The sequence below is a fragment of the Chryseobacterium sp. FW101-FHT12H09 genome (genome assembly GCF_058790395.1).
Window position 1 is genome coordinate 487,198 of sequence record NZ_JBYTCP010000001.1, and the last position, 18,827, is coordinate 506,024.

The 18,827-nt window shown below is 35.1% G+C and carries 11 protein-coding genes; 3 read left to right on the plus strand and 8 right to left on the minus strand.

Annotation, left to right across the window (positions count from 1 at the left end):
- Positions 1-200: 200 nt before the first annotated feature.
- Positions 201-557, plus strand: a complete 357-nt coding sequence (rplS, locus tag AC3WRL_RS02200; RefSeq protein WP_214826301.1) for a 50S ribosomal protein L19 — start codon at positions 201-203, stop codon at positions 555-557.
- Positions 558-687: 130 nt separating this feature from the next.
- On the opposite strand, the gene AC3WRL_RS02205 is transcribed toward rplS, so the two are convergent.
- From AC3WRL_RS02205 to rpsA, 5 genes are all read right to left on the minus strand, one after another.
- Positions 688-1,683 carry an alpha/beta fold hydrolase gene (locus AC3WRL_RS02205; RefSeq protein WP_214826302.1) on the minus strand — a complete coding sequence of 332 codons (996 nt, stop codon included), beginning with the start codon at positions 1,681-1,683 and terminating at the stop codon, positions 688-690.
- Positions 1,684-1,762: 79 nt separating this feature from the next.
- Positions 1,763-2,746: an EamA family transporter gene (locus AC3WRL_RS02210; RefSeq protein WP_261511388.1), complete on the minus strand. Its 984-nt coding sequence runs from the start codon at positions 2,744-2,746 to the stop codon at positions 1,763-1,765.
- Positions 2,747-2,872: 126 nt separating this feature from the next.
- A complete protein-coding gene (locus AC3WRL_RS02215) occupies positions 2,873-5,482 on the minus strand; it encodes a T9SS-dependent M36 family metallopeptidase (protein ID WP_492329627.1) in 2,610 nt (869 codons plus the stop codon).
- A gap of 108 nt (positions 5,483-5,590) precedes the next feature.
- On the minus strand, positions 5,591-8,236 hold the full coding sequence (locus tag AC3WRL_RS02220; protein WP_492329628.1) for a T9SS-dependent M36 family metallopeptidase: 2,646 nt from the start codon (positions 8,234-8,236) through the stop codon (positions 5,591-5,593).
- 245 nt (positions 8,237-8,481) lie between these two features.
- Positions 8,482-10,278 (minus strand): 30S ribosomal protein S1, encoded by a 1,797-nt coding sequence (rpsA, locus tag AC3WRL_RS02225; RefSeq protein ID WP_214826308.1) that lies wholly within the window; start codon positions 10,276-10,278, stop codon positions 8,482-8,484.
- A 717-nt stretch (positions 10,279-10,995) separates the two neighbouring features.
- Here rpsA and AC3WRL_RS02230 point away from each other — a divergent pair.
- Positions 10,996-12,303 (plus strand): DEAD/DEAH box helicase, encoded by a 1,308-nt coding sequence (locus AC3WRL_RS02230; protein WP_214826310.1) that lies wholly within the window; start codon positions 10,996-10,998, stop codon positions 12,301-12,303.
- Between the two features lie 80 nt (positions 12,304-12,383).
- On the opposite strand, the gene AC3WRL_RS02235 is transcribed toward AC3WRL_RS02230, so the two are convergent.
- Complete coding sequence (locus AC3WRL_RS02235; RefSeq protein WP_214826312.1) at positions 12,384-13,277, minus strand: SMP-30/gluconolactonase/LRE family protein; 894 nt, start codon at positions 13,275-13,277, stop codon at positions 12,384-12,386.
- Positions 13,278-13,574: 297 nt separating this feature from the next.
- Between AC3WRL_RS02235 and ccoG the strand changes: the two genes are divergently transcribed.
- Positions 13,575-15,017, plus strand: a complete 1,443-nt coding sequence (gene ccoG, locus AC3WRL_RS02240; protein ID WP_492329629.1) for a cytochrome c oxidase accessory protein CcoG — start codon at positions 13,575-13,577, stop codon at positions 15,015-15,017.
- 9 nt (positions 15,018-15,026) lie between these two features.
- On the opposite strand, the gene AC3WRL_RS02245 is transcribed toward ccoG, so the two are convergent.
- A complete protein-coding gene (locus tag AC3WRL_RS02245) occupies positions 15,027-15,908 on the minus strand; it encodes an AraC family transcriptional regulator (protein WP_492329630.1) in 882 nt (293 codons plus the stop codon).
- Between the two features lie 144 nt (positions 15,909-16,052).
- On the minus strand, positions 16,053-18,725 hold the full coding sequence (locus tag AC3WRL_RS02250) for a reprolysin-like metallopeptidase (RefSeq protein ID WP_492329631.1): 2,673 nt from the start codon (positions 18,723-18,725) through the stop codon (positions 16,053-16,055).
- Positions 18,726-18,827 lie beyond the last annotated feature (102 nt).

Genomic DNA, 18,827 nt, shown 5'->3' on the forward strand with positions numbered 1-18,827 from the left:
TTTCCTATGTAAACTCAGGCTCATGGGAAAGTAAACGCTGTGTTAAGTTTTAGACCGGAAACCCACTGAAAATATCTTGTTTCATAATATAAAATTATTTGGATTATATAAAAGTAATTTTGTACATTTGCAACCTGTTATTCAACCTCTGACGAAAAACGTGTAAGTTGCTTAGCCTTAACATTATATTATCATTAATAATGGATTTATTAAAGTACGTACAAGAGAAGTACATTGCAAAAAAAGAATTCCCGGAATTCAAAGCAGGTGATACAATTACAGTGTATTACGAAATTAAAGAAGGACAAAAAACAAGAACTCAGTTCTTCAAAGGAACAGTTATCCAATTAAGAGGTACAGGTTCTACAAAAACTTTCACTATCAGAAAAATGAGTGGTGATGTAGGTGTAGAAAGAGTATTTCCTATCAATATGCCAGCTCTTCAAAAAATTGAAGTTGACAGAAAAGGTAGAGTTAGAAGATCTAGAATTTATTACTTCAGAGATCTTAGAGGTAAGAAAGCTAGAATCAAAGACGCTGCTTACAAAAAGAAATAATTCAGACAACAATACATACAAAAAGAGGCTTTCTAAATTTAGAAAGCCTCTTTTTATTTATTCATATCTTTAAAAAATGTAAGATTTAGAAATAATGACTGTTAAATTCGAAACAACCTTATTTTTATTCTCATTTAATAAAGTTATACAAAGCATCAAAAAACTTTGGATACACTTCAATATGAGGAAGGTGTCCTACATTATCAAGTTCAACCAATTTTGATCCTATAATTTCACGTTGGGTTTTCTTTCCTAATTCCTGATACTGTCCCATTTTTGCCTGAACTTCTTTGGGAGCTCTGTCCTTTCCTATTGCCGTTCGATCTCTTGTTCCTATAATTAATAGCGTGGGCACTTTAATATTTTTAAATTCATATACTACGGGTTGGTTGAATACAATATCGGTGGTTAATGCTGCATTCCATGCGACTGAAGGATAATCTTTACTTAATGTCCAGCCTGCTAACAGATCCAGCCATTTATCATATTCAGGTTTCCATTGGTTATCGTAATAAAACTTCAACTGATAGTCTTTATAGCTTTGATAAGTATTTTTCAATTCAGACTGGTAAGCTGCATCGATTGTCTGATATTTTGCCAAAACTTTATAATCCTCAAGACCTATAGGATTTTCAAGAATTAACTTCTCTACTACTTCAGGATACATCAGTGTAAATCTCGTTGCAACCATTCCACCCATAGAATGCCCCAGAACAATTAGTTTATTAATCTTAAGTCCATCCAAAATAGCCTTTGTATTGACAGCGAGCTGTGCAAAAGAAAACTGATAACTTTTGGGCTTTGAAGATTTTCCAAATCCGATCTGGTCAGGAATAATTATTCTAAACCCTTTATCTGAAAGATCTTTTGCAGTCTGTTCCCAATAAGCTCCATTAAAATTTTTCCCATGAAGAAGCATAATGATCTTTCCATTGGGATTTTTTGGCTGTACATCCATATAAGCCATTTTCAAATTCTGATTCTGAGAATTCAAATCAACAAAATGAACTTCATAGGGATACTGATAATTAGTAAGCATTCCATCCAAGGGCTTCAACTGGGAAAATACTAAAGTTGGTGCTATCAAAAACAGCATAAGCGTGATTACATTTTTAAAATACATCATGAAATCTTATTTGTGTATTAAAATTAAAAAAACCGTTCCAAAAGAAACGGTTTTTTATTTTTTTATTTTAATTATAAGCTTAAGATAATTGTTCAGCCACTTTCAATTCCTTTTTGGCTGGTAAATTCATCAAGACAATAGCAAAAAGAATGAGTGCAATTCCTGCCCACTGAACCAAAATTACTTTTTCACCCAATAAAACATAAGCCATGGTTACGGATACCGGAAGCTCTAATGAAGAAATAATACTTCCCAATCCCAATCCTGTATTCGGAAATCCCATATTAAATAAAATAGGTGGAATAATAGTTCCAAACACGGCAAGAATAAATCCGTAGGTCCAAAATATAGAATAGTCAAATGAATGGATATGTTGCGTGTTTTCAGTGAAGTTTAAATAAACTGATCTTAATCCATCAAAATAAAGTGGCCCAATCTGAGCAAAGAATAAAAATGCCAGAACCACAATAGAACCTCCCGTAAGCATAATCATACTTTTTCTGAGAACAGGTAAATGAGTCGCCAGCGTATTTGATGTAAACATCGTTAATGTATATGATGAGGCTGCCATTAATCCCCAAAAGACACCATGCCAGTCTAGCTCTATATCGACATTGATAAGATTGGTTGCTAATACGGTTCCCAATAGAACAATGATTGTAGCTATTACTTTTCTTGCATTAGGAAATTTTTTGGTCAAAAAACTTTCTACAACAACACTGAACCATACAGACTGCATAAGTAATACAATGGCTATTGAAACATTGATATACTGAACTGCGATATAGTAAAATAAACTTGTACAACCTAAAGATGTACCCGCTACCAAAAGCATTTTAACCTCTTTACGGGTAGGCGATGGTAATTTTGATTTTGAGGTGACAGTCTGGATGAAATTGAGCATTAAAAGCCCGATCAATCCTAACATAAACTGAGATGTAGTAACCTCAGATGTAGTGTATCCTTCCTGATAAGACATTTTAACAAATGTGGCCAACATACCGTATACACTTGCTCCAATACCGACAAATAACACTCCTTTCAATAAATTTTTCTTCTTCATAATCTTTTTAACAGCCGGCAAAGTTACAATATAATAATTTAATTCACCTTAAGGTAATAGCTCATATAGATAAATAAAATCACCCCAAGCAAGCCTGGGGTGATATAAAAAAAATAATAAAATAGTCTATTTTTTAACGATCACTTTAGAAACAGCATCAAAGCCAAGGCCTTTTACTTTTACCATATAAGTTCCATTGATCATTCTGTCGGTTGAAATTGCTTTCTTAGCTTCCGGAGAAATTTTATCCTCAGAAGAAATTAATTTCCCTGACATATCATAAATCTCAACACTGAATTTACCCATTGTTTTGCTTGGGAAATTGATATAGAATTCATTCTTAGCAGGATTAGGATAGATAGAAATCGTGTTGTTTTTTACAGATTTCACCTCATCAGTTGCTAATAAAGGACATTCATCTGGAACAACCAGACTTTCAACCTGGTCATTAATATTTGTTTTACTTCCAGCTGTTGCACCTACTCCAAGACCTCTTTTCGCAAAGACCCTCCAGATCATACATTTGTCTTCTCCACCCGTAGTCGCTTGTTCTGCTGCAAGTATTGCATTCCTTCCATCAATAAACGTTGGATTACATGCCTGAAGTTTTAGAGCATTGGTAACTAACTGTAATACTCTGGAACTACCGTTGGTAGCATTTGCTGTAACATCTGACGAGTAACCATATTTAGCAACATATTGCCAGTGAAGATCCCAAAGCATTGTTGCCCATACAAATCCTATCGAATGTACATCAGGAACAATAATCCCATTTTGATTAGTATATTCCATACCGTTAGTATCTCCATATGTAAAATCATTGATGGAGAAATCAGGAGAATATTTTGCAGGACGTATCCCTTCTCCGTTTGTAGGTTCTCCTGCTGCATATGTTGCCATTCCTCTTGGTACTAAGGCATTATCTCCTGGTTTATTTGTTAACATTAAAGCAAAGAAATCGGACCAACCTTCTCCCATCTGTTCTTTATCTGCCGAAGAACTCAAGCATCCATATCCGGCACCCGTTAATCGGTTAGAAATTCCGTGACCATATTCATGGGTTACAATTCCATTATCAAAGCTACCATCTGGAATTACAGTTGTTGCCGGATCATTTTTCAAAGTTACATTTACAGTTGCCGCAGCAGAAAGCTGACCCTTAATGTATTCTCCCTCTGTATTTGTAATTAATACTGATGGAATAGTAACAGTAGCATCAGTTCCGGACATATTTCCTATAATATCTCCATTTGCTGCTCCATTATAAATAATAGCAGCTGTTGCTCCTGCAGTTTGCAAATTCTTCGTTTTAACTACAAAAGAACAGGTTCCACGCTCAACTAAACCTATTTTCCCTGTAAGCGAACCTGCTGGTAATGCAGTACATCCATCCAATACAGATGATAATTGTACATTTCCAGTAACTCCGGCAGCATTTAATACAGAACCATATTGAGCAACTCCCACAGCTGGTTGACGAGGCACTGCTGTGCCTGGAGCATTATAAAAGAAAAGTCTGTTGGTGGCTGACCAAAGATACATCTGCATCACTGGATTATAATTATCCGGCGGGCTTGAAAAATTGGCATTATTAGTACCTCCACCATCTTGAGCTTCTGCAAAAACAGAATCATCATCCAATCCACCTAGTCCAAAATTATTTTGTTGGAAATTTTTTGCAGATTCGGTAAATCCAAATTTATAGAAGACGTCATGCACTCTGTTACTAATGTAGAATAAATTAGTAATAGCTGCACTTTGATTATTAGCTGGAGTACCATTTAAATTAAATGGGAAGTTGAAATTTCTTGATGCTCCTCCATCAGGAGAAAATCCTGGTGTATTTGTGTGAGCAGTATCTTCATATGCGTACACATTATTACCTCTGGTGTTCGTGTAATGTGTTGTACCATCCGAATGCCATCCTTCTGGTGAAGAAGTTAAAATCCAAGGATTGGATACCACTGATCTTGATCCGAAGGTAGGAGCTTCCAGTGGTGTTGCAAATATATTATAACTGGCAGGATCAGCCACTAAAACAAAATTTTGCTGAGTATTATTCTCAGGACCAACCCATTGATTAATATTATTAATATCTAATGCATCGGAGGCGTAAGAATCGGGTTTAAAATTACAAGATAATGTTAAATTATTCTTTTCAATAATACCTCCGTTATGAGCATCTATTAAAATATTCCAGTAATTTGAGGATTTCGGTTCTCTTACAATATATTCATAAGCCAAACGTAAATCTCCATTTACATCATTGGCATATACCAATCGTTGTTTTGCTGTCTTTACATTATTTGGGCTTTTCTCAAAAAAACCTTGAATAGAAAATGAAGAGATCTCAGGATTTCCAAGTTCACCAGCTATTTTTTCAAGAGCAGCAGACTTTGTGATTTGAGCAGAGCTGGAAGAAGACTGAGTGTAGTTTTTTACAAAATTATCAGTATAATAAACAATCTTATTATCCTTGATAAGTGCTGTTCCTACAGAACTATATACAGGAATTCCATTGTAAGTTTGTTGAAACTTAACAACATCCCCATTTAATGATCTTGAAGTATCTGTATTATCAATAATAAAATTGGTAAGATCAGATTTTTTATACTCCCTGATCTTATTTTGAGAAATATAATCTTTGATAAGTTGTGTATTCTCTTGCGAAAATAACTGTAATGATGGAATAACTGCAAATGCAGCGACCATAAGAGGTAGTCTTATTTTTTTCATGTATACTTAATAAAATTTAGATTCTATTTATGATTATTAAAATAAATAAAGTAACCGCTTTATTAGGCGATTACTTTATTTTCATTTATTGATCATTAACTATAATAGTTATTTTTTAACGATTACTTTAGATACTGCATCAAAGCCTAAGCCTTTTACTTTTACCATATAAGTTCCGTTGATCATTTTATCTGTTGAAATTGCTTTTTTGGCATCCGGAGAAATTTTATCTTCAGAAGAAATTAATTTCCCTGACATATCATAAATCTCAACACTGAATTTACCCATTGTTTTGCTTGGGAAATTGATATAGAATTCATTCTTAGCAGGATTCGGATAAATAGAAATTGTGTTGTTTTTCACAGATTTCACCTCATCAGTCGCTAATAAAGGACATTCTGGGGGCGTAGTAAAATCCTGAACCTGGTCATTGATATTGGTCTTAACTCCTGCACTTGCATTAACTCCAAGACCTCTTTTAGCAAAAACTTTCCAGATCATACATTTATCTTCTCCTCCTGTAGTTGCTTGTTCTGCCGCTAGTATAGCATTTCTTCCATCGATAAACGTTGGATCACATGCCTGAATTTTTAATGCATCGGTAATAAGCTGTAATACTCTTGAACTTCCGTTAGTTGTATTCGCAGTTACATCAGAAGAATATCCATATTTAGCAACATACTGCCAATTAAGATCCCAAAGCATTGTTGCCCATACAAATCCTATTGAATGTACATCAGGAACAATAGCAGAACCGTTATTAAATTCCATCCCGTTGGTATCACCATAGGTGAAATCATTGATTAAGAAATCAGGAGAGTATTTTGCTGGCCTGATACCAGCTCCAGTAATAGCCTGTCCAGAAACATATGTACCAATACCTCTGGCTACAGATGCGTTATCTCCTGGCTTATTTGTTAACATTAAAGCAAAGAAATCCGACCAGCCCTCACCCATCTGTTCTTTAGAATACGTTAAATTTCCAGTAAATGGCATCGCATTTAAGCAGCTATATCCATCTCCAGTCAATCGATTGGAGATTCCATGTCCATATTCATGGATCATCACTCCATTATCAAAGCTTCCATCCTGTTTCACATTGTAACTCATTGAAACATTCACAGGTGTATTATTTGCTAATAGAGATTTAATATATTCACCTTCTGCATTATCAATTAATTCAGAAAGAATAAAAACATTAGGATTAGCTCCTCCCATATTACCTGGTGCTGCGGAGCTCACCGCATTATAGATAATAGCTCCAGTCGCACCTGCATTTTGCATGTTTTCAACTTTAACATTGAAATCACAGGTTCCTCTTTCAGCTAAACCTATGAATCCAGTCAAAGATCCGGCAGGAAGAGCTGTACAGGCATCTAAAACAGGTGATAATTTTACCGTCCCTGTTACAGGCACCCCAGTTATTTGTTGTCCAAATTGGGCAATAAAAGAAGCAGGTGTTCTTGTAACAGCAGAAGCAGGAGCAGTATAAAATAGTTTTTGAGCATTATTAATCCATAAATACATCTGCATTCTTCCGCTACTTCCATCTGGTGGTGTTGCAAAATTTGCATTATTATAGTTAGAAACCGTAGGTGTAACAGGTGTTGCTGCTCCATCCTGAGCTTCAGCATTTACAAAATCGTTTGCTACCCCACCTAATCCAAAATTATTTTTTTGAAAATTTCTTGTATTCTCCTTAAGACCAAATTTATAAAAGACATCATGGACCATGTTATTTGCATAAAACAAATTGGTGATTGCAGCATCTTTATTATTTAATGCATGTGCATTTGGGTCATACGGAAAATTGAAATTTCTGCTTGCACCACCATCTACTGTTACTCCAACAGAAGAATCATCGTCATCATTTAGATCCTGATACGCAAAAACGTTATTACCTCTGGTAGTTGTATAATGGGTAGTACCATCCGAATGCCATCCTTCTGGCGAAGAAGCTAAAATCCATGGATTTGAAACCACAGATCTTGCACCAAATGTTGGTGCCTCTATAGGAAATGGAAATATGTTATAAGACGCATTATCCGGAGAAAGAAAAAGATTTGCACTAACCTGTTTATGGCTATCATTAGCTAAAGGAAATACTATTGAATTATTTTCATGCGAATGTTCGTACGGATGATCTGTAAAATTACAGCTTACATTTAAGTTGTTCTTTTCTACAATTTCTCCTGTAGATGCATTTATTAATACATTCCAATAATTTGCTGATTTCTTTTCAGGAAATACAAATTCATAACAGAGTATAAGTTCCTGATCTTTTTTAGCATATACTAATCTTGATTTTGCAAATAGCATATCTTTCGTATCGGCATCAGAAAAGTTTAAAAGCTTTATTTTACTGGCGTCCTCGATACTTGTTCCTTTAGCTGCAAATGCAAAGGCTTTTTCTTTAGAAAGTTGAGGTGAAGAAGAATCTGCTCTTTGATAATCTTTTTCAAAGTTATCATTAAAAAGAATAATTTGCCCGTTCTTCAACAATACAGATCCAAGAGATCCATATACCGGAATATCATTAAATACTTGTTGTATCTTAATAACATCCGCATTCATACTTTCAGAATGATCTTTAACATCAATACTGAAGTTCGTTAAATCTGACTTTTTATATTCTCTGATCTTATTTTGTGAAATATAATCTTTGATAAGTCTTTCATTATCCTGAGAAAATAAACTGGAAGATTGAAATACTGCGAATACAGCAAATAAAATAGGTAGAGTTATCTTTTTCATATACATTAATAAAGCCGCTAATTTACAAATATTTGCTAATCAAAAATCATTTTGTTTAATTTTATTACACAAAAATAATTATATATTTATTCTTCTTTTATCCATCAGTGTTTTAATCATTTACATTATTTGTTTTTTATAATTAAATTATATAAAACGATAAGCTACATCTATTGAAAACAAAATATCAGCAAATAAAAAAAGCCACTCTTTCGAGTGGCTTCATTATTCATAATGGTTAAAGATTATTTACCTTCTTCCATTTTTCTTTTCAATTCTGCTAATGCATCAATATCTCCAAGTGTTGATCTTTCTTCGTTAGAAGATGATGAAGAAGATGTATTAGATCTATTGCTAGATTCTTTTACATTTTTCTTTTCTTCGTCTCTGAAGATCCCTGTATGAGATACTACTACTCTCTTGAATTCTTTGTTGAATTCGATCACTTTGAATTGAGCGTCTTCACCTTTTTTGATTTTAGATCCATCTTCTTTCTCTAATAATCTTGAAGGACAGAATGCTTCAACCTCAGCATCTTCGAATTGTACAGAAGCACCTTTATCGTGTACTTCTACAGCTTTACCAGCGTGTACAGTTCCTTCAGCATATTTAGTTTCGAATTTATCCCAAGGGTTTTCAGTCAATTGTTTGTGACCTAAAGATAATCTTCTAGCTTGGATATCTAATTCTAATACAATAACATCTAATTTGTCTCCTACAGCGCAGAATTCAGATGGATGCTTGATTTTCTTAGTCCAAGAAAGATCAGAAATGTAGATTAAACCGTCGATACCTTCTTCTAGCTCTACGAATACACCAAAGTTAGTGAAGTTTCTTACAGTTCCTACATGCTGAGATCCTACCGGATACTTAGCTTCGATATTTTCCCAAGGATCTTTAGATAATTGTTTCATACCTAAAGAGATTTTTCTGTCTTCTCTATCTAAAGTAAGTACTTCAGCTTCAACTTCATCACCTACTTTCACGAAATCACCTGCAGATCTTAAGTGAGTAGACCAAGACATTTCAGAAACGTGAATTAATCCTTCTACACCTGGAGCGATTTCTACGAATGCACCATAGTCAGCAAGAACTACTACTTTTCCTTTTACTTTATCACCAACTTTCATATCAGCAGAAAGAGCATCCCAAGGATGAGCTTCTAATTGCTTCATACCTAATTGGATTCTTGTTTTCTCGTCATCAAAATCAAGGATAACAACTTTTACAGTTTGTCCATCTTCTAAGATTTCAGATGGGTGGTTCACTCTAGACCAAGAAAGATCTGTAATGTGAATTAATCCATCTACACCACCTAAGTCAATGAATACACCATAAGAAGTAATATTCTTAACAGTACCTTCAAGAACCTGACCTTTTTCAAGCTGAGCGATGATTTCTTTTTTCTGACCTTCGATATCTGCTTCGATCAATGCTTTGTGAGATACTACTACGTTTTTGAACTCAGGGTTGATTTTCACAACTTTGAACTCCATAGTTTTACCTACGAACTGATCGTAGTCTTTAATTGGCTTAACATCAATTTGAGAACCTGGTAAGAATGCTTCGATTCCGTGTACGTCAACGATCATACCTCCTTTAGTTCTTGATTTCACAAAACCGTTAACGATTTCTCCAGTTTCGTGAAGTTCGTTTACTCTATCCCAAGCTTTAAGCGTTCTAGCTTTTCTGTGAGATAATTGTAATTGTCCAGTTTTGTCTTCTCTTCTGTCAACCATTACTTCTACCTCATCACCTACTTGTAGGCCTTGGTTGTAACGGAATTCGTTAAGAGAAATAACACCTTCAGATTTGAAGTTGATGTCTACGATAGCTTCTTTATCAGTTAATCTTACAACTCTACCCACTAAAACGTCGTTATCGTTTAGGCTGTTTAGAGATCCGTTGTAGATTTCTTCTAAATCACTTTTTTCTTTTCTCGCATCTGCATCAAGACCTGATTCGAAAGAATCCCAATCAAATTGTTCTGGTGCTACGTTTTGGTTTAATAAAACCTCTGCTGAATTTGTCTCTTTTGACATTTTCTAATAAAATTTGTATTCCTTCTTTTTTAATGGTTTGAATAAATGTGGATTTAAAAAATACGGAAGTAATTAATTTTTAATATTTTACCTTTTCAAACCTTGACCACAAAAAGTGGCTGCAAATATACGAAGTTTATTTTATATAACCAACATTTCCAAGCACAGAAATTACATCCATAAATAACTGATAGTCAACATTAAAAGATTCAGGAATTTAAAAATTAAAAGATTGGAAAGTCAGATACAACATCCATCTTCTAACTTCTTCCTTTTTAGAAGCTGCTTCCCGCTATCCACTCATACTCCTCGCGCCTGATCTTTCCCAAGGCTTACTGCGGGGTAACCGTTTCTATCGGGGCTAGGGTCCTTGTCTTGGTTCCAGTAACTCCGTCTGCTGTATGAAGTTTTAATGAGATTGCTTCGTCGCTGCGCTCCTCGCAATGACAGGAGTGAACCTAGCCCCGATTGTAGTAGAAATCCTTTTTTGAAAAAAAAGATTGTAGCGAAAAGCGGGAAACAGCTCCAGAAAAAAATACAGATGGTAATTGATAATTGATGAGGCATACTAATAAAAACAGATTCTTCAATCCGTTCAGAAATCGAAGATTAGACGTAGCCAATGACAATAACATTCATTCACAGCGTAGTTCCTAATCCCGAAACTCGAAACCCGAAACTCGAATCCCAACCGCCTAAAATCACTATCTTTGCAAAATGGAATTAGAATCAATTTATCAAAAGCTGCAGATTCAGGATATGAATCAGATGCAGAAATCTACTTATAAAACTACTGAAAACAATACTGATGTTGTCCTACTGTCTCCTACCGGATCAGGAAAGACTTTAGCCTTTTTGTTCCCTGTTCTTCGTAATCTTAAAAAAGAGGCTTCAGGAATTCAGGCATTGATTTTAGTTCCAGCACGAGAATTAGCTTTACAGATCGAACAGGTTTTCAAGGCGATGGGAACTGATTTTAAAGTTTCTGTCTGCTATGGAGGTCACGATAAAAAAATTGAAGTAAATAATCTAATTGAAGCTCCAGCCGTGTTAATAGGAACTCCAGGGAGGGTTGCCTACCACCTTAGAAATAAAAATTTCACTGCTAAAACGATCCAGACATTGGTTCTGGACGAATTTGATAAAGCATTGGAATTAGGCTTTCATGATGACATGGAATATATTATTAATTCACAAGTAGCCCTTTCCCAGCGTATTTTAACTTCAGCCACAGCAATGGATCAAATTCCTGATTTTACTGGTTTAAAAAATGAAAAGGTTATTGATTTTTTAAAATTAGCTGAAGTAAAACCTGATATTCAATTAAGAAAAGTAATGACTATTTCTGAGGAAAAACTGGATACTCTTTTTAATCTGATCTGTAAGATAGGAAACAAAAGAACGTTGATCTTCTGTAACCACCGTGAAGCCGTAGACCGTATTTCAGATCTTTTATATGAAAAAGGAATTGACAGAGAGACATTTCATGGCGGAATGGAACAGGATGAAAGAGAACGCGCTTTGTTAAAGTTCAGAAATGACTCTGCAAGGATCCTGATCACTACAGATTTGGCTTCCCGTGGATTGGATGTTCCTGAAGTAGAATCTATTGTTCATTATCAGCTTCCTTCACAAGAAGATGCTTTCATCCATAGAAATGGGCGTACTGCCAGAATGAATGCTAAAGGTTTCGCTTATTTGATTATGACTGCGGAAGAAAAGTTCCCCTTCATTAAAAGCGATACCCCTGAAGAAAGTGTTTCCGGATACGACAAAGTTCCTGAAAAAACACCTTTTCAAACCATCTACATCAGTGCTGGAAAGAAAGATAAGGTAAACAAAGTGGATATTGTAGGTTACCTGATCAAAAAAGGTGAATTACAAAAAGAAGATATTGGCCTGATCGAAGTAAAAGACACCACTTCTTACGTTGCTGTTTCAAGGAAAATGGTCAATGCTTTATTAAAAAAACTGGCCAACGAGAAACTGAAGGGCAAAAAAATAAAAATGGAGGTGGCTTATTAATGTGCATAAAACCCTTAAAATGTCATTGCGAACCGAGATCGCTTCATAGCTTTCCGCAATGACATCTTAAGAGAAAACAATTATTTTGTTCCTTTTACTCTTGTAGGTAAAGTATAAACTGACTTTGAAGCAGTAATAAACAGAACTTCATTATGCTGCCCTCCAAATGTGACATTGGAAGTCCACTCTTCTTCTATTGGAATATGATAGATCTTTTTACCGTCACGATTGAATACGGTTACACCTTTACCTGTTAAATAAAGATTTCCATGCTTGTCAAGTGTCATTCCATCTGAGCCCATTTCACAAAACAATTTCTTTTCTGAAAGTTTCCCCGCTTCTAAAATATCATAAACATAGGTCTTTCCAGCATCTATATCTGAAACATATAATTTTTTATATTTTTCACTTCCCGCAATTCCATTGGGTTGCGTAAAAGTATCTATCTTATTAACCACTCCTTCTTTAGTTCTGTAATAAAGACTTTTATGAGAGATCTCCTGTTTGAAATTCACCCAGTAATCTCTTTTATACAAAGGATCTGTGAAGTACATTCCTCCAAAAGAATCTCCCCAAACATCATTGGGACCGTTGAGTCTTTTCCCTTCAAAACCCTTTAACAAGACCTGAACCTTTTTATCCTTCGATATTTTCCAGATTTCCCCCTGATCATCAGAGCAGGTAATTAGATTATCATCTTTATCAAAATGAGTTCCATTTGCCCTTCCCGTTTTACTTAAAAACTCTTTGATCTCCTTACTTTTCCAATCCCAATAATAAATTTTATCATTTGGCTGGTCTGTAAAATATACATTCCCTTCTTTATCTGAAGAAGGACCTTCAGTAAAACTAAATTTATCTGAAACCCTCTCAGGCTTAATATCGTGATAAAACATATTACTACCGTTAACTGATTTACAATTAAGTAGTACTAAAACCAAACCAATCCAGCTCATCTTAAAGACATTCTTCATTTCTTTTTCATTTAATGCCCACAATGTACGACATGAAACAATAAAATTCAAGAAATATTATCTCAATTTGATACAATAATAATCATAAAGTATTTCATTTCAATATAAACTAAAAATGTCTCTTCTAATCAATACAAAAAAAATAAAATGTCCGAATTATCCTATTTTGTAAGTATATATTATTAGTAATAAACCCTTTTAATTAAGAGCTTTGCAATAGGAAAATCAACAGATATTTTTTGTTTGAAATACCATCATAATAAGAAATTATTAAAGTTGATCATTTAAATTAAAATAATGAGCATAGAAACCAATCCCATAAAAGATCCCGTTTTAGAAAATGAAGCTTTTAGAAATTCGGTCGGAACAATGGATGATACCGGAAAAAGAAAGTGGGTGTTTCCTCGAAAACCAAAAGGGAAATATACTAATTACAGAAACTATACAAGTTACCTTCTGCTATCTTTATTTTTTGGTTTACCGTTTGTCACCATAAACAGTAATCCTTTCCTTCTCATTAATGTTATAGACAGAAAGTTTTTTATTGTTGGTCAGCCTTTTTATCTGCAGGATTTTTTCATTTTAGCTTTAGGTGCGGTGACTTCAGTTATTTTTGTTATGCTTTTTACGGTAGTTTTCGGACGTATATTCTGCGGATGGCTTTGTCCTCAAACCCTTTTCATGGAAATGATTTTCAGAAAGATAGAATACTGGATTGAAGGTGACCGTAATAAGCAGATGAAACTCGACCGCCAGGAATGGGATGCTGAGAAGATCAGAAAAAAAGGACTGAAATGGTCAGTGTTTATATTGATTTCCTTAATTATCAGTCATTTTATGTTCATGTACATTGTTGGATATAAGCAGGTTTTTAAGATTATGAGTGAAGGACCTGCTGAACATTCATTAAAATTCATTGTCATGCTTTCTTTCACTGCAGTTTTCTATTTTACATTCGCGTGGCTTAGGGAGCAGGTCTGTACATTGGTATGTCCTTACGGAAGACTGCAGGGAGTCCTGATCGATAAGCAAACAATTAATGTGTATTATGATTTTAAGAGAGGAGAAAATCGATCCAAGTGGAGAAATGGCGAAGATCGAAAAGCAGAAGGAAAAGGAGACTGTATTGACTGCCAGCAGTGTGTAGTCGTATGCCCTACAGGGATTGACATTAGAAATGGTCAACAGCTGGAATGCATCAACTGTACTGCCTGTATTGATGCTTGCGACGAGGTGATGGAAAAAGTTGGCCTTCCGAAAGGATTGGTTCGCTACGCCACTGAAGCTGAAATTGAGAACCAATCGAAATTTACTTTTACCTCAAGGATGAAAGTAACAACAGTATTTTTGGCATTATTGATTGGGTTCCTTGGGTTTTTAATGTATGACCGCGGATCTATGGAAGCAAAGTTTATTAAACCTGCCGGATCTACCTTTTTCATTAAAGACGGCAAAATAACAAATACATTTATCTATACTTTCCTGAATAAAACCAATCAGAAAAAAACATTAACTATTAAAGTGATAAGTCCCAGAAATGGAGAGATCAACTTCTTTGGTTCGGATCGAATTGTTTTAAAAGAAAATCAAATTCTGAAAGGAAATATCAATATCACATTCCCTGAGGAAGAGATCAAATTTTCAAAACAAAATATGATCATTGCAGTTTATGATGAGAAAGGAGAAATGTTGGATTCTTTTGAAACCACTTTTGAAGGCCCATTTAAGCTTTTGTTATAAAGTCAGAAACTAAGATTTATATTTTTTTATGAATTGTGTGGGAGTTATTCCGGAGCTTTTCCGGAATACTCTTACAAAATACGAATATTCCTCATAGCCTAATCTAAAAGCAATCTCAACAAGGCTCTCATTAAGATACATCAGCATCCGCTTGGCTTCAAGCATCACTCTTTCCGTAATCACTTCAGTAGCTGTTTTTTGAACTATTGTCTGTGTAATTCTGTTCAAATGTTTTGACGAAATATCCATTAGGGAAGCATAATGAGAAATTGATTTCTGGATAGTAAAGTATTTTTCGAGTAAATTTTCGAAATCCTGATAATGCTTAAAATAAGAAACGCTGGCCGATGAATTCAGGGTATTATAATCTTTAGAAAACTGTCTTGCCGAATTGATATACATTTTAGTAATAAGAGAGAGTATCAGCTCTTCCTTCATCAGGTTCTGGGAATGATATTCATTTTCAATTTCCTTACATACCATGACCGTTTTCTTTAGATCCGCTGTTTCAAGCTGAAGTTTTCTGGAAAAAACAACAGAATTGAAAAAGGGAAAATTTCTGAGATGCTGATTGACATAATGCATATCATAAAATTCCTGGGAGAAAAAAAAGATGTATCCATCTGTATCATCTGAAAGCTCCCAACTGTGCACCTGTCCCGGCGATAGAAAGAAAAGACTCCCTTCAGAAACATCATATTTCTGAAAATCGATCTCATGCATCCCCTTTCCCTTTGTGAAAAGAACAGTAACATAAAAATCGTGACGGTGCGGCTTCTCTATGTGTTTATGGCTGGAAACCAGATGATCTTTCATCGTATTGAAATAAAAATCTGACGGATTCTTTCCGGGTTGAAAAAGATCAATATGAAGTACTGATATGGAATCCAAACTTTTTAATTTAATTCAAAAATAAAGAAAGAGTTTATTTAATCCTAGCAACGTTTAAAGATAAAATGAATTAAAGCAATATTAGTCTTTTCAACAAAAAGGGTCAGCATAAGCCGACCCCTTATTTAAATATACTTTGAGATATTATTTTATAATTAATTTTTGATTGTAATCTCCTTTTGATGAATTTACATTGATAATATAAACTCCCTTAGGTGCATTTACACTAAACTCTTTGGTATTATCTCCATTGCTTTGGTATGCTCCAGAAGAATAAATTAATCTACCACTAGAATCGAACAGATTTACTTTCAATTCTCCAGGTAGGTTTCTCGACTTTATAAAGAAGTTACCATTATTTGGGTTAGGGTATATTTTGATATCATCTCCTAAGGCAGAAGAAACATCTTTAACACCCAATGTTTGTGTTTGTCGGGTACAAACTTCAAGTGACCATGCTGTAACACTTCCAGCTGAACCTAAGTTATTGTCCGATGCAAATAACTTCCATTCACCCTGTGCTTTATGTCCTTTGAAAATTCCCAGAGATTCATAAGATTTTGTTTCACCCTGAACAGGAGAAGCACAAGTAACAGCATTTCCAATATCAGTAAAAGAGGCTGTGATTCCAGAACTTCCATTACAGGCACGATTCCAGATAAGCGCTGAAGACCCTTCAGGACTTTCAATACCAATTGCTAAATGTCTCACATTGGTATGTGTAATAGATGGTGTTACTTTAATTTTAGTAATAATTCCAGGATTATTTACCATTAGAGGAATCGTTATTTTAGGTGAAGAAATATTTAATCCACCAGGACCATCAGTAATATTCACTGGACTTCCTGTATAAGCATAAGTGGCGCACGTCTCTCCTGTTACAGAATAATCAATAACAAAACTTGGGCTTACCGCATAATAAATATTATTGGCTGCTTCAATTAATATAAATGCATTAGAAGAAGTAGAACCTGCAGGAATTGTTACCTGTTCACTTCCGTCATTAGGTGTATTTGTTATAAGATTTGTGAAAGTAAGCCCCCCATCTATAGATAATTTAATATTAACATTAGCAGTACTTACAGGAGCTAAAGTGGTACCCGCCACATCCCATGTTACAGTAGTAGTGCTACCGGAACTTGCGGATTGTCCAAATGTTGGAGCTGTAACCTGAAAAGGTCCAGAGACAGCATCAACTGTTACTACTGTCGAGCTTTGTCCAATCTGAGGTTGCAAAGGGCTATTATTTCTAACAGACATACTAAAATTAAGTGCTCTTGCCACACTGGATACAGATTCCCATCTTGTAGTTAATACACCTGCCAACACTTTATTAAAGTCAGGAAAATATCTTGCCGGAATATTTGTTGGTGCCAGAGATCTGAAGGTAGGACCTGTCGGTTTTGTTGGGTATGCATATGAATTAGTCCCGATCTGTGCAGTTGCAGCCTGATCTGTTTGCTCAACCGTATAGGTATAGGAAGCCGTATTGGGATCTGTTGTTGTTCCTCTTAGAACAAAAGGAGTCGATTTTGGAATCGTATAGCCAGCTCCAAGCGTAATCGTAGGCGCAGGATTGGTAAATGCCACATTCGTTCCACACGTTACAGCATTAATTTTATTCTTAATCTGATTGACACTATTAATATGATAATAATCGTTGGAATTAAACTGAACATCCAGATTCCCTCCTATAATCCCTGTGTATGCCATTATAGTATTTCCACTTGCCGGCTCCACAGTCTGATCAGCCTGGCCGCTATGTGAAGTGTAGGTATGTCCGGCTCCCAATTGATGTCCCATTTCATGAGCAACATAATCGATGTCAAATTTATCTCCCTCCGGGAAATTGTGGGCAGTCCATCCTCTTGCTTTTTGACCATTACTACATATAACCCCTAATCCGGCAGCACCATTGGCATCTTGCTTATCTATCAAATGTCCCATATCATAATCTGTTGAAGGAATTACTCCAGCTATTCCTGCTTGCCCTTGACTAGGGCCTCCACCAGTATAGGGATCAGCTGCAGGATCAAGAAAAATGATTGCTTCATTGTTGGCGATCAAATTAAAATGTAAGGATAGATCTTTTTCAAAAACTCCATTTAATCGCGTCATAGAAGCATTCATTGCGGCAAGGATCACCGCTTTCTTTTGGGCATCCGTAGCGGTCGCAGGGATTCCGGCTACCGTCAGATGATATTGAGCATATTCTCCCGTACAGGACAATGCCATTCTGAATGTATTAAAACCAGCTAATTTATTTGTGACTGAATTTGTATTTTTCAGAACTGCACTTTTATCCACATCATCTATGGTAGAACATTGAAATGGCTCAGAATCCTGATTTGATCTTGATTTTGAATCAAAAACAGCATATACTGTTCTATCTTCAGTATAAGGCTCTATAAATTCTGAAACTCCAGACCGGATAACCATTGCCGAGAAACCTACTGGAGATAAACTAAATCTTAAATACGCGCTTGGATCATCAACACTGCTTCCGACATAGGATCGTATGTCAGGATGTTTTGCTTGTAATTCGGGAGCCATATTAGAAAATTCCCAAACCTGAAATTTTTCAATTTTACCACTTACACCAGGAATTGAAATAATAATTCCCTTACTGTTCAAAGAACGTGAAGGAGCTTGTGCTAAGCTTTCTTTTAATTGATTAGCATCCAATACATACAGAGAAGAAAATTTTAGTTTCTCCTGAGATTTCTTGACTCTTTGGGTCCCTAACTCAGTTCTGGACCACTGCGAAAATCCTAAAAAAGGAGTTAGCAGTAAAAAAATTAATAAAATACGCTTCATATTAATATAATTTTAATGATAATTTTCTTCTCTTTTTATCTTCTACATTAAATGGCCTCTTCATCCTACAAAAAATTTCATAACTGCCTCTTGTTATGAATT